Annotated in this window: 11 protein-coding genes; 5 read left to right on the top strand and 6 right to left on the bottom strand. The window is 52.6% G+C overall.

The features are described from left to right. Positions 1 to 43 precede the first annotated feature (43 nt). Positions 44 to 1,405, bottom strand: a complete 1,362-nt coding sequence (gene aptA, locus AC3CB2_RS06280; protein WP_352929989.1) for an omega-aminotransferase AptA — start codon at positions 1,403 to 1,405, stop codon at positions 44 to 46. Positions 1,406 to 1,716: 311 nt separating this feature from the next. Here aptA and arfB point away from each other — a divergent pair, with 311 nt between their 5' ends. Together arfB and AC3CB2_RS06270 are read left to right on the top strand one after the other, a co-directional pair. Beyond that, the gene (gene arfB, locus AC3CB2_RS06275; RefSeq protein WP_352929992.1) at positions 1,717 to 2,151 is read left to right on the top strand and encodes an alternative ribosome rescue aminoacyl-tRNA hydrolase ArfB; all 435 of its coding nucleotides are present in this window, start codon (positions 1,717 to 1,719) and stop codon (positions 2,149 to 2,151) included. Between the two features lie 134 nt (positions 2,152 to 2,285). Beyond that, positions 2,286 to 3,140: a class I SAM-dependent DNA methyltransferase gene (locus tag AC3CB2_RS06270; RefSeq protein ID WP_352929995.1), complete on the top strand. Its 855-nt coding sequence runs from the start codon at positions 2,286 to 2,288 to the stop codon at positions 3,138 to 3,140. Between the two features lie 69 nt (positions 3,141 to 3,209). Here AC3CB2_RS06270 and aroQ read toward each other — a convergent pair whose 3' ends face one another. Then, positions 3,210 to 3,653 (bottom strand): type II 3-dehydroquinate dehydratase, encoded by a 444-nt coding sequence (gene aroQ / locus AC3CB2_RS06265; protein WP_014285805.1) that lies wholly within the window; start codon positions 3,651 to 3,653, stop codon positions 3,210 to 3,212. 38 nt (positions 3,654 to 3,691) lie between these two features. Further along, a complete protein-coding gene (locus tag AC3CB2_RS06260) occupies positions 3,692 to 4,315 on the bottom strand; it encodes a TetR family transcriptional regulator C-terminal domain-containing protein (RefSeq protein ID WP_352929998.1) in 624 nt (207 codons plus the stop codon). Between the two features lie 149 nt (positions 4,316 to 4,464). Between AC3CB2_RS06260 and AC3CB2_RS06255 the strand changes: the two genes are divergently transcribed. From AC3CB2_RS06255 to AC3CB2_RS06245, 3 genes are all read left to right on the top strand, one after another. Further along, complete coding sequence (locus AC3CB2_RS06255) at positions 4,465 to 5,841, top strand: MATE family efflux transporter (RefSeq protein ID WP_352930001.1); 1,377 nt, start codon at positions 4,465 to 4,467, stop codon at positions 5,839 to 5,841. A 298-nt stretch (positions 5,842 to 6,139) separates the two neighbouring features. After that, positions 6,140 to 7,480 (top strand): aspartate aminotransferase family protein, encoded by a 1,341-nt coding sequence (locus AC3CB2_RS06250; RefSeq protein WP_352930004.1) that lies wholly within the window; start codon positions 6,140 to 6,142, stop codon positions 7,478 to 7,480. Further along, positions 7,480 to 8,316 carry a beta-keto acid cleavage family enzyme gene (locus AC3CB2_RS06245; protein WP_352930007.1) on the top strand — a complete coding sequence of 279 codons (837 nt, stop codon included), beginning with the start codon at positions 7,480 to 7,482 and terminating at the stop codon, positions 8,314 to 8,316. The genes AC3CB2_RS06250 and AC3CB2_RS06245 overlap by 1 nt, the downstream gene beginning before the upstream one ends. Before the next feature lie 59 nt (positions 8,317 to 8,375). Here AC3CB2_RS06245 and AC3CB2_RS06240 read toward each other — a convergent pair whose 3' ends face one another. The 3 genes from AC3CB2_RS06240 to pflB form a co-directional block, all read right to left on the bottom strand. Next, on the bottom strand, positions 8,376 to 8,708 hold the full coding sequence (locus tag AC3CB2_RS06240; protein ID WP_008547020.1) for a hypothetical protein: 333 nt from the start codon (positions 8,706 to 8,708) through the stop codon (positions 8,376 to 8,378). Between the two features lie 141 nt (positions 8,709 to 8,849). After that, the gene (gene pflA, locus AC3CB2_RS06235) at positions 8,850 to 9,584 is read right to left on the bottom strand and encodes a pyruvate formate-lyase-activating protein (RefSeq protein ID WP_352930011.1); all 735 of its coding nucleotides are present in this window, start codon (positions 9,582 to 9,584) and stop codon (positions 8,850 to 8,852) included. Positions 9,585 to 9,873: 289 nt separating this feature from the next. Next, positions 9,874 to 12,183: a formate C-acetyltransferase gene (gene pflB / locus AC3CB2_RS06230; RefSeq protein ID WP_014285799.1), complete on the bottom strand. Its 2,310-nt coding sequence runs from the start codon at positions 12,181 to 12,183 to the stop codon at positions 9,874 to 9,876. Positions 12,184 to 12,548: the final 365 nt, after the last annotated feature.

Genomic DNA, 12,548 nt, shown 5'->3' with positions numbered 1-12,548 from the left:
AAAGGGCGCTGATGGCGCCCTTTCTGTTTCGTGTTTTAGACTGCTAGTCCAGGCTTTTGAGCACGTCCCGCAGAGTGCCGACCAGTGTATCGATCTCGCTCTCGGAGATGATGAGCGGTGGTGACATTGCGATGGTATCGCCGGTGGTGCGGATGAGAATGTTCTTCTCGTAGGCCTTGAGGAAGGCGGTGAACGCACGCTTGGTTGGCTCGCCAGCAATCGGTTCCAGCTCGACTGCGCCAATGAGGCCGATGTTGCGGATGTCGATCACATGTGGGCAATCGCGCAGGGAGTGGAGTGCTTCCTGCCAGTACTCAGCCATCTTGGCACCGCGCGTTAGCAGTTCCTCTTCAGCGTAAACGTCCAGCGTCGCCAGTGCTGCTGCACAGGCAAGTGGATGTGCTGAGTAGGTGTAGCCATGGAACAGCTCGATGAGATGATCCGGGCCGGTCATGAACGCGTCATAGACTTTGGAGCTTGCAAACACTGCACCCATTGGCACGACGCCGCTGGTGAGGCCCTTTGCGGTGGTGACGAGGTCTGGAATGACGTCGAAGTAGTCCACGCCGAACGGGGTGCCGAGACGACCAAAGCCGGTGATGACTTCGTCGAAGATCAGCAGGATGCCATGTTCGTCACAGATTTCGCGCAGGCGCTTCAGGTAGCCTTCTGGCGGCAGGATCACGCCAGCAGAGCCAGCAACCGGTTCCACGATCACGGCTGCGATAGTGGATGGGTCGTGAAGCTGAATGAGGCGCATGAGGTCTTCAGCGTACTCGATGCCGTTTTTCGGAACGCCTTTGCTGAACTCGTTGCCTGCGATGCCGTGGGTGTGACGCATGTGGTCCACGCCAGCGAGCATTGCGCCGAACTGTTTGCGGTTGGCAACCATGCCGCCAACGGAAACACCGCCGAAATTCACGCCGTGATAGCCACGCTCGCGACCGATTAGACGGGTGCGGGAGCCTTCGCCTCTGGCTTTGTGGTAAGCGAGCGCCATCTTAAGGGCTGTCTCAACACTCTCGGAGCCGGAGTTGGTGTAAAACACATGGTTCAACGGGTCTGGCATCAGCGCTGCGAGACGGGCTGCGAGCTCGAACGACTTTGGATGTGCCATCTGGAAGGCTGGTGCGTAGTCCAGCTCCGCAACCTGCTGCTGCACGGCTTCCACGATCTTCTGGCGACCATGGCCAGCGTTGCAACACCACAGGCCTGCTGTGCCGTCCAGGATCTGGCGGCCATCGGCGGAGGTGTAGTGCATGTCCTTTGCCTTCACGAGAAGGCGTGGGTCTTTCTTGAACTGCCGGTTTGCCGTGAAAGGCATCCAGTAGGCATCAAGGTTGTTTGTGGTCAGGCCGGTGATCTGTTCGATCTCGTCCCGCGCCAATGTGTTAGCCTCTGTCATTTCCCCTCCGATAACGCTTGAGACGAATATTGCTTGGTCGGCTGAGTGCCGTAATTATTTTACCCTCTGGTAGGATATGGGATCGAGACTAGGTAGAAGACCTGACTAAATCAAGCGATATCAAACATATACGTGCATTATACGTTCGCCTATACCTGTGGTGGCGCGCGGTTTTGTTGGCTAAAACTTTGCAAAACTGAGGGCCTGGTATTATAGCGTGCTGTGTTGCTTTGAAGGTTGTTTTTTGACCAAAGAGTAAAATTTCCTATTTCAATCAATGCTATGCATGAGTGATGCTACGGGCGGGCAAGATGAGTGAGCGCAAAAAAATAAAGGTGAACGAGCGCTTCTCGATCGAGGAACGCGACATCAAAGAAGATTTCATCCGGGCATCGGGGCCGGGCGGTCAAAACGTGAATAAAGTGTCTTCTGCCGTGCAATTGCGATTCAATCTGGATGGAAATGCGACTCTTCCGGACGACCTGAAGAGTCGTTTGCGCAAGATTGCGGGCTCACGTTTGACGCTGAAGGGAGAGATTGTTCTGACAGCTGATCGCTTCCGAACGCAGGAGCGCAACCGGGAGGATGCTCTGGAGCGTTTGTTGGAGCTTATTCGTAAAGCAGCTTATGTGCCGAAGACGCGCAAAGCCACGCGGCCAACGCTTGCCTCCAAGCGCCGGCGGGTGGAAGGCAAGAAGCAGCGTGGGAACATCAAGAAACTGCGCAGTTCCAAAAACTTTGACTAAGGTGCGGATCTGCATAGATTACCTAACAAAAATACAAAGAGATATTTATCAGGTATCGTAAGTCTTCAGCATGCTTTTTGATCTAGAAACTTTATGAAAATCAAACTGTTTGCTTAAGGCAGAGGCCCATCGCGATGATGAATATCAATTTCAATTCAGACGATGAAGACAATCCCATTCATGCCGCGCTCAAGAAATTCCTGATCGACAGCCAGATACAAGACCTTAAAGAGGCCGGTAAGTTCGAAGAAGCTGAGCAGCTTGCCCTAAAACATGCAGATCTGGACTTAAATGTTATTGAGCAAGAGCAGCTCGCATCCGGTTCAAATGATGAGAATTTCACGCCGGACACAGTGCCTGAGCAGTGTGTGAGCACGACTTTCGATAAGTATGCAGACAATTTTGATCAGCACCTTACTAAGAAGCTTCATTATGCGGTGCCGGAGATCATCCAGGGAAAGATCAGCAAGTTTCCAGAGGGCCAGTTTAAGCGGCTTCTGGATTTGGGGTGTGGTACTGGCCTGTGTGCTGAAGCAATCGGTGATCGTGCCTTACACAAGACCGGTGTGGACCTTTCTGAAGGTATGCTCATTCAGGCTGATGAGAAGCAGCTTTATGATGATCTTTACTTGAAGGATGTCACGGAGTTCCTGGATAATGACTGGGAGCCTCGTTGGGATCTGGTCATTGCCGGAGACACTTTTCCGTACCTTGGTGCTCTGGAGCATGCGGTTGCCGGCCTTGCGAAAAACATAGAACCGAACGGCAAAGTCATCTTCACAACAGAGACTGCAGCAGATGAGTCTTTTACGGAAAAACCTTATGTGATGGGCAGCCGCGGACGGTTTGCTCATTCTGCCCACTATCTGCGTGAGTTGCTTGAGGCCAGTGGCTTTACGCTGATTGAGATTGAAGAAGTGACGCCGCGCTTTGAAAATGGAGAGCCGGTTCAGGGACTTGTTGTTGTTGCTGAATACAAAGGCGCATGAGCTTAAGCCTCTTGTTTTCTTAAGAGGCTCAACTGCTCTGCTGTTGTGGCTATCTGGTAGTCCGGCTGTTTAGTCTTCTTCTTCCAGAATGCGCAAGGCCGCGTCCATGGCGAGTGTGTAGCCGTGGGCGCCGAGGCCGCAGATCATGCCTTTTGCGACCTTGGAGATGTAAGAGGTGTGACGGAATTCTTCCCGCTGATGGATGTTTGAGAGGTGGAGTTCGATGACCGGGCGCTCAACGCTGGCGATCGCGTCCATGATGGCGATGGAGGTGTGTGTGTAGGCACCTGCATTGAGGACAATTGCTGTGCGAGACTGGCGGGTTTCGTGGATCCAGTCGATCAGCTCACCCTCATGGTTGGATTGCTTGCACTCTACCTCCACACCCAGCTGCTTAGCGTGGGCACGACACTGATCCTCGATCTCAGCCAAAGTGGTGGAGCCGTAAACTTCCGGCTGGCGCATTCCAAGCAGGTTCAGGTTCGGTCCATTGAGGATGAGGATCTTCTTCATAAAAGCTCTCTGAAGTTGTGCGGTGATCGTGTCTCACCTTAATGGCTTGAAAGCAGCTGAGACGCAAGGTCTTTGCTGTCGAGGCCGAGGGTAGACTTCAGTTCTTCCTTAAGGATCTGCACGGCCATGTCTGGTGTCAGCTCAGTTTCCGGCAGGTTGGACACATCATAGAGATTGAACGCAAGGGACATGAGTTTCCATGCGGCAAGCTCAACGGGTAGGGTGAGGGTGTACTCGCCAGTCTTTGCGCCTTCCCGCAGATTGCTGCAGAGCCATTGGTGGCTTTTGTTGGTTTCTTCTGCGTAGACGCGTGCGAGTTCGGGATCTCTGGTGGCCTCATCTGCCGCGCTGATCCAGATGGTGGTTTCGGCTTTTTCTTCCGATGTGGCGTTGAAGCTGATGAGGCGGAGCAGGGCTTGTGTTGGCGTCAGGTCTTTCGCGATGGAGATGCAATTGTCGCCATTCTTTTGTGAAAGGTAGCGCAAGGCTTCGCATTTCAGATCTGTCAGGGACTTGAAGTGGTGGTGAAGAATGCCGGTTGCTGCGCCAAGCTGCTTGGCCACAGCGCGGGTGGTGATGCCGGCGAACCCTTTTTCCTTCACAACCTCCAGCGTTGCCAGAATGATTGCTTTGCGGCGTTCTTCTTTCGCCAGATAGGCCATATAGCGTTCCGTTTCGCGTCTTCAGATCTGTCATTCTTGACATATCATGAATTTGAGCGTATGTCCAAGTTGATCAATTGTTCAATTTCTATTTCTTCTCAATTTTGATGGAAACGCGGGAGAGTGCTCTCGGACGTAAAGGTGAAACCATGTCAGTGGCTATGGCAGATGAAAAGATGACTAAGGGACATCCGGCGAAAGAATTTTTCCGGTTTGCGGTCCCAGCTGTGCTTGGCATGATCTCCATAGCCTCAGCCAGTATTGTCGACGGCATCTTTGTCGGCAATTTTGTTGGCTCAACAGCCCTGGCAGCCATCAGTCTGATTACGCCTATGTTTGCGCTCTACTTCGGCGTCGTGGTGATGCTGACGGTGGGCGCTGCTGTCATGGCGGGCAAGTTCATTGGCGAGAAGCGGGAGCGGGATGCTTCCAACATCTTCATGAAGGCCCTGATCAGTGTTCTCGTGTTTTCCATTGTATTTGCGTTTTTGTTGCTGACGTTTACTGCTGCTGCTGCGCGCATTCTTGGTGCTAATGCAGAAACTGCGGAGATGGTGGAGACTTACATCTTCACGGTGGCGTGGTTCTTTCCCGGCCTGAGCCTCGCTGTTGCACTGTCGCATTTCGTTCGTGTTGACGGGCGGCCCAACTTTTCTCTGGCGGGCATGGTGATGATCACTGTGGTCAATATTGTGCTCGATGCCTGGATGATCGGGTATCTGGGCTGGGGCGTTTGGGGCGCTGCACTGGCGACCGGCCTTGCCAGTCAGGCAGGGATGCTGTTTTTGCTGCTGCACTTTGCTAACAAGAAAGCCAAGCTGCGTTTCCTGAAACCCTATGGCTCCTGGAGAGCGATGTACACAGCGGCCTATAACGGTTTGTCTGAGTTCATCAATGAAAGCTCCGGCGGTATCGTGGCGTTTCTATTCAACTGGATCCTGATCACCGAAGTCGGGGCGCAGGGCGTGGCGGCTTTCACCATCGTGAACTATCTGTTCTTCACCGGCATCATGGTGTTTTACGGTGTGAGTGAGGGGCTTGGTCCTCTGGTGAGTGTCAACTTCGGCGCGCGAAAGCCTCGGCGGATCTATCAGTTCCTATCGCTTGGAGTGGGCACCAATCTGTTTGTCGGGTTGTTGCTGGCAAGTCTGCTGATCTTTCAGCCTATGTTGCTGGCGAGTGCCTTTGTTGGTGATGCGGATGATGCCACCTTGAAGCTCACTCTCGAGATTATTGGTGTGATCTGGCCAGTGTTCCTGTTCAACGGCGTCAATATTGCGTTTTCCGGTTACTTTACCGGTATGCATTGTGCGACCCAATCGGCACTGATCGCCATGTCGCGTTCACTGGTGATGCCACTGGTGCTGATTGTGGCACTGTGGTTCTTCATTGGCCCAATGAGCGTGTTCTATGCGCTGCCAGTTGCTGAAGCGCTGACGCTTGGCATGACGCTTTTGATGTTCTCGCAGAAAAAACCGCACTGGATACTTTGGCAGTCGCGGCGGACAGCCTCCGGTGCTGCCTAGATCATTCAGATTTTACTGAGTGAGTCTTTTGGCGGCGAAGTAACTTTAACGTAAGGCGCACGGGGTTTTGCTTACATAAGCAAGGCCCTGTCTAATTTTATTGCCGGAATTTGTAGTAAAATATCCTGTCTCTCTTTTGTGCGGGTGTTCCTGATCACAATCTGGAGATATTTCATAGTTTTTTATGGACAAGTACTTTGACGTAGGCAATGTGGTGCCTGTGCAAATTGTCACGCGTAGTTTTGCGTGTCTATGGACGGTCATTCGAACAACAGAGCTACAGCCCGGAGGCTGTATAATGAGCCACATCTTTCCTAGAAATACCCGTGTCACACTACCAACAGCTGCAAAAGGCGACGGGTGCTACCTCATTGATTCTACTGGTAAGAGATACCTTGATGCCTGTGGAGGCGCCGCGGTTTCCTGTCTTGGTCACTCCAATGAAAAAGTGATCGACGCGATTAAGGACCAGCTGGATAAGTTTTCGTTTGCTCACACTGGCTTTTTTGGCAGTGAGCCGGCGGAGGAACTGGCAAATAAGCTGGTGGCCCAAGCTCCTGAAGGCATTGACCGTGTCTATCTGGTTTCAGGTGGATCGGAGGCAATGGAGTCTGCTGTAAAATTGGTTCGGCAGTACTTTGTTGAAAAGGGAGAAACCCAACGCTCGCATATGATTGCGCGTTGGCAGAGCTATCACGGAAACACGCTGGGAGCGCTTTCTGCTGGTGGTAACAAGTGGCGCCGCGAAATGTTCGGTCCGCTGCTGATTGAAATGTCTCACATCGACCCGTGCTACACCTACCGCTACATGCAGGAAGGTGAAGCGGAAGAAGAGTACGGTCTGCGTGCTGCGAACCTTCTGGAAGATGAGATCCTGCGTGTTGGTCCTGAAAAGGTTGCTGCGTTCTTTGCTGAGCCTGTTGTGGGCGCGACCATGGGTGCGGTTCCAGCTGTTAAGGGCTATCTGAAGCGTATTCGCGAGATCTGTGACAAGTACGGCATTCTGCTTGTGCTTGACGAAGTGATGTGTGGCATGGGCCGTACCGGTCATATTTTCGCATGTAACGAAGATGAGGTTCGTCCGGACATCGTTGCTGTTGCGAAGGGGATCGGTGCTGGTTATCAGCCGCTTGGCGCGATGCTGTGCTCTAAAGAAATCTACGACACCATTGCTGAAGGCTCCGGCTTCTTCCAGCATGGTCATACCTACATGGGCCACTCTTTGGCAGCTGCCGCTGGTTCTGCTGTTATGGATCAGCTCACTGAGCCGGGCCGTATGGAACACGTGCGTGCTATGGGTGAGAAGCTCTCTGTAGCTCTGCATGATGAGTTTGGTCAGCATCCATATGTTGGTGACATTCGTGGTCGTGGTCTGTTCCGTGCGCTTGAGCTGGTGAGTGACCGTGGTACGAAAGCGCCTCTGGACCCGTCCTTCAAGCTTCATGCAAAAGTGAAGCAGAACGCCATGAAGGCTGGTCTGATGTGCTATCCGATGGGTGGTACTGTTGATGGCAAAACTGGCGACCACATTCTGCTGGCGCCTCCGTTCATCATTGATGACAGTCATATCGCTGAGATCGTTGAGAAGCTAAGCCTTGCTATGAAGGAAAGTTTCACTCAGGTCGGAGTTTCTGTCTGATGACAAAACGGCTCATCATGAGCGCTCCTAACGGGGCGCGTCGTGGCAAAGCAGATCATCCGCAACTGCCGGTAACGGTTGAAGAAGTCGCCGCGTGTGCAGTGAGCGTGGAAGCGGAGGGCGCTGATGCCCTCCATGCGCACGTTCGTGATGCGGATGGACAGCATGTTCTGGATGCAGGCCTTTACAAAGAGCTTCTGCTTGAAGTGACGGCCAAGTGTCCTGATCTTGCGGTTCAGATCACGACTGAGGCTGTGGGACGCTATAGTGCGCAGGAACAGTATGATGTTGTTGCAGCCGTAGAACCGGAAGCAGTCTCTGTTGCCATGCGTGAAATGGCGCCTGAAGGCGGTGACATGGATCTGGCGCGTCGGTTTTACTTTGAGGCTCAGGAAGCAGGACGTGCGGTTCAGCATATCCTGTATGCGCCTGAAGATGTGGCTCGTCTTGATCTGCTGATGGGTGAGGGCATTGTCCCTGCCGGGTATGGTAGCCAGCTTTATGTGCTGGGTCGCTATGCAAAGGATCAGGAGAGCGATCCGCGGGACCTGCTTGGTTTCCTTGCTGCCCGCGATGCTGCTGAGCACATTGTGCAGGACAATCCGTTCATGCTCTGCGCGTTTGGTCGTGCTGAAACGGCGTGTGGTGCACTGGCCTTTGGACATGGTGGACATGCGCGTATTGGCTTTGAGAACAGCCTTTGGCATGGTTCTGGTAAGCTGGCAAAGGACAATGCGGAGCGCATTCAGGTTGTCTCTCATATCCGTGGTGAAATGGGATATGAAGGCGCTGTTTCCAAGGATGACGTGCTGAAAGTGCTTGGTAAGCCGCAGTAGTCTGCTGTTTATATTGAGAATTTTAAAGGCTGCTATCGATGTGATGGCAGCCTTTTTTGTTACTTGCAGTCTTTGCTGTGTTCCTGAATGAGGTCTTCGCGGTGGTCTGGGTCCGCTTCCAGGAGTGCGGCGATTTTGCCGGAGCCGTAGCCGAGGGCGTAGACGGCTTCCTGCTTGTTCATGCCCTTCGCATACGCCATGGCGGTGATGATGCCTCTGGCGATGTCCTGTTTACCGCTTTGTTCCGTCAGTCCGTAGAGGTAGTAGCAGGTGATGTGTTCTTCGTTTTTCTTTGCAAACTTTTCAGCGCGGCTTTGGTTAAAGCCTGCATTTGCAACTGATGCGCTGGCGGCGAGCATAAGCAGCCCACCGAGGATAACTCGTTGTTTCATGAAAAAGCCCCCGTGTTTTCGAGGGCTAGTCTGGGAAGGTATTGTGGCGACTTTTTCCTGAAATTCAGGAGAACCTATGTAATCGACAGGTATCTTTGCGGCGCCTGTGGCTGAAGCGTGGCACTCTTAGAGCGCCTGAGCTTAGTGCACGTCCAGTCCGTACTTGCGGAAGGTGTCCTTAGCGGCTTCTGTTTCTTCAGCAGTTGGTTCGCGGGTGTCTTTGAGCTGATAGGACTTGCCCATGGACTGCCACTTGTGTTCGCCCATTTTGTGGAATGGCAGAACGTCAACGCGTTTTACATTACCGAGTTCGGAAACGAACTTGGCTACGCCTTCCACGTTCTCAGGTGCGTCTGTGAGGCCAGGAACGAGCACGAAGCGGATCCAGACGTCTTTTTCCATCCGTTCCAGACGTTTTGCGAACTCAAGGGTAGGGCCAACTTCTACGCCTGTGACCTTCTTATAGGTTTCCGGCACCCAGGACTTGATGTCGAGCAGGTACAGGTCCGCCATATCGATTGTTTCATCATCGAGGTTGGCATGCAGGTAGCCGGAGGTGTCCACGGTGGTGTGAACGCCCATCTGGTTGCAGCCCCACAGCAGAGTTTTGAGGAACTCTTTTTGTGCCATTGGTTCGCCTCCACTCACGGTCAGGCCGCCGCCACCGGTCTCAAAGTAAGAGCGGTAAGTGGAGATGTCTTTTAGTAGTTCGTAGGCGGAAGACTGTTTGCCGGCTTTCAGCTTGAGCGTATCCGGGTTGTGGCAATAAAGGCAGCGCAGCGGACAGCCAGAGGTGAACACAATGTAGCGCAGGCCCGGACCGTCAACGGTGCCGCCTGTTTCTACTGAGTGAACATAGCCCATGGTGTCTTGCATGGCTGGCGTCCTTTATCGTCGCTTGCGAGCGGCCTTTTTCTGATAGGGAGTGAGGATTTTTCCTCGGGCCGCTTCTGCTTTTCTTTAATGCTTATAAAATAAGGTCTTTAGCCTTGTTTTTAAAGATGAATTTGTGCAACTCAGCCATTCATTTTCGGTGCATGTGCGCTCCTGTCGCACGGGAATGACGAATATGTCGCAACAAAGAAGGCGCGGGACTGAGCCCCACGCCTTGTCTTGGAGTTTGAGTGGTCAGCGTTGTTGACGCTGACCGTTGGCCTTAGCTTTCTTAGCGCTGGCCGTGGAAAGTGCGGTTGATCACGTCAAGCTGCTGTTCTTTGGTCAGCTTGATGAAGTTCACTGCGTAACCGGAGACACGAACGGTGAGCTGTGGGTACAGTTCAGGATGTTCCATTGCGTCTTCCAGGGTCTTGCGGTCGAACACGTTCACGTTGATGTGGTGACCCATGTCGTGCATGTAACCGTCGAGCAGGTGGGACAGGTTGTCGATCCGTTCAGCTTCGTCCTTGCCCAGTGCGCCTGGGATGATGGAGAAGGTGTAAGAGATACCGTCCTGGCTGTCTTCGTATGGAAGTTTGCAGAGAGACTTCATGGAAGCTACTGCGCCCTTCTGGTCACGGCCATGCATTGGGTTTGCACCCGGCGCGAATGGTTCACCTGCTTTACGTCCGTCTGGAGTTGAGCCAGTTTTCTTACCGTACACCACGTTGGATGTGATGGTCAGAACAGACTGAGTTGGTGTCGCATTGCGGTACATTGGCTGATTGCGGATCTTGCCCATGAATTTCTTCATGATGTCTTCTGCAATCACGTCAACGCTGTCGTCGTTGTTACCGAAGCAAGGGAAGTCGCCTTCCACTTCGTAATCAACTGCCAGACCTTCGTCGTTACGGATGATCTTGACCTTCGCGTTTTTGATCGCGGAGATACTGTCAGCAACAACAGACAGACCAGCAATACCACACGCCATGGTGCGCAGGATGTCGCGATCATGCAGCGCCATTTCAACGCGCTCGTAGTTGTACTTGTCGTGGCTGAAGTGAATGCAGTTCAGTGCCTGAACGTAAACCTTTGCAATCCAGTCGAGCATCTGGTCGTAAAGTGGTTCCAGCTCTTCCCATTCCAGCACGTCGCCGGTGATTGGGTGTGCTTTTGGACCAACCTGTTTGCCAGTCTTTTCGTCGATGCCGCCGTTGATTGCGTAAAGCATCGCTTTTGCAAGGTTGGCACGTGCACCGAAGAACTGCATCTGTTTACCGATACGCATTGCAGATACACAGCAAGCGATACCGTAGTCATCACCCCAGTAACGACGCATCAGGTCATCATTTTCGTACTGCACGGAAGATGTTTCGATAGAAACTTTAGAGCAGTAGTCTTTGAAGCCCTTAGGCATGTGCTCAGACCACAGAACGGTCAGGTTTGGTTCTGGTGCAGGGCCGAGGTTGATCAGGGTCTGCAGAACGCGGAAGGAGCTCTTGGTGACCAGTGTACGGCCATCGATGCCCATACCGCCGATGGATTCAGTAACCCATACAGGATCGCCAGAGAACAGTGCGTTGTAGTCTGGAGTGCGCATGAAGCGGACCATGCGGAGCTTCATGACGAAGTGGTCCATCAGTTCCTGAGCTTCAGCTTCCGTGATGACGCCTTTGTCCAGATCGCGCTGGATGTAGATGTCGAGGAAGGTGGTTGTCCGGCCCAGAGACATAGCTGCACCGTTCTGCTCCTTGATCGCTGCAAGGTAGCCGAGGTAGAGCCACTGGATTGCTTCCTGAGCGTTTTCTGCAGGGCGACCGATGTCGAAGCCGTGTGCAGCGCCCATTTCCTTCAGTTCAGCGAGGGAACGGTACTGTTCGGAGATTTCTTCACGAAGGCGCAGTGTTTCTTCGTTCAGAACGTTGCCGTCCAGAGAAGCATGCTGTGCTTTCTTGTCTTCCATCAGCTTGTCGATGCCGTACAGCGCAACGCGGCGGTAGTCACCGATGATACGGCCACGGCCATATGCATCAGGAAGACCGGTTACGATGCCAGCAGAACGAGCGCGGCGGATTTCCGGAGTGTAGACATCGAAAACGCCATCGTTGTGGGTCTTGCGGTGCTTCTGGAAGATTTCAGCGGTTTTCTCAGAAAGCTTGTAGCCGTTGCTTTCCAGAGCTGCGACTGCCATTTTCAGGCCGCCATAAGGCATCAGTGCGCGCTTCAATGGAGCATCGGTCTGCAGACCAACGATCTTTTCGAGATCTTTGTTGATGTAGCCTGGAGCGTGAGAAACAATGGAAGAAACAACTTCGGTGTCTGCGTCGAGAACACCTTTCTTGTTTTCTTCTTTCATCAACTCAAGAACAGCGTCCCAGAGTTTGGTGGTTGCTTCTGTCGGGCCAGCGAGGAAGTCGTCAGCACCTTCATAAGGGGTGTAGTTGAGCTGGATGAAATTGCGCACGTCAATTTCTTTGTTCCAGTCGCCCTTTTTGAAACCTGCGTAAGCCTTGGGTCCGTCCTCTTTCAGAAAAGGAAGAGTGTCGGCATTAGCCTTATCGATGTTCTGGTGAACGCCCATTTTTAGGTCCTTCATCATTTGAGCAAATCAGCGTGGCGCTACAAGTAAATTCCAAAGGCTTGCAGAGTGTTACGCTTTCTTGCATCCAGTGCTTGTTGACGTTGACTGTACTCCCCGAGTGGGGCCGCATCTTGATCTATGTCAATTCTGAAATGGCCAGCAGACCTGCAAAAAATGCAAGGCAGAATTATACAAATGCATACATTTTGGATATTGGTCGACCAATTGCAAGTGGTGATATAGCTCGCTCAGGTTGTGTGCGTTGCAATGGGGTCTGGAATGGTTCTAATCCTATGAATTTACTTGCTAAATTGCGACTTTGAAGGTGTTGATTTTGTGCATTTGCGAAACCCTTAAATAGGGCGCCCGCATTTCCACTTAGG

It is taken from the genome of Pseudovibrio sp. SCP20 (assembly GCF_057774105.1).
Note: the sequence above shows the minus strand (reverse complement) of the source record. Positions and strands in the feature narration are given on the sequence as shown.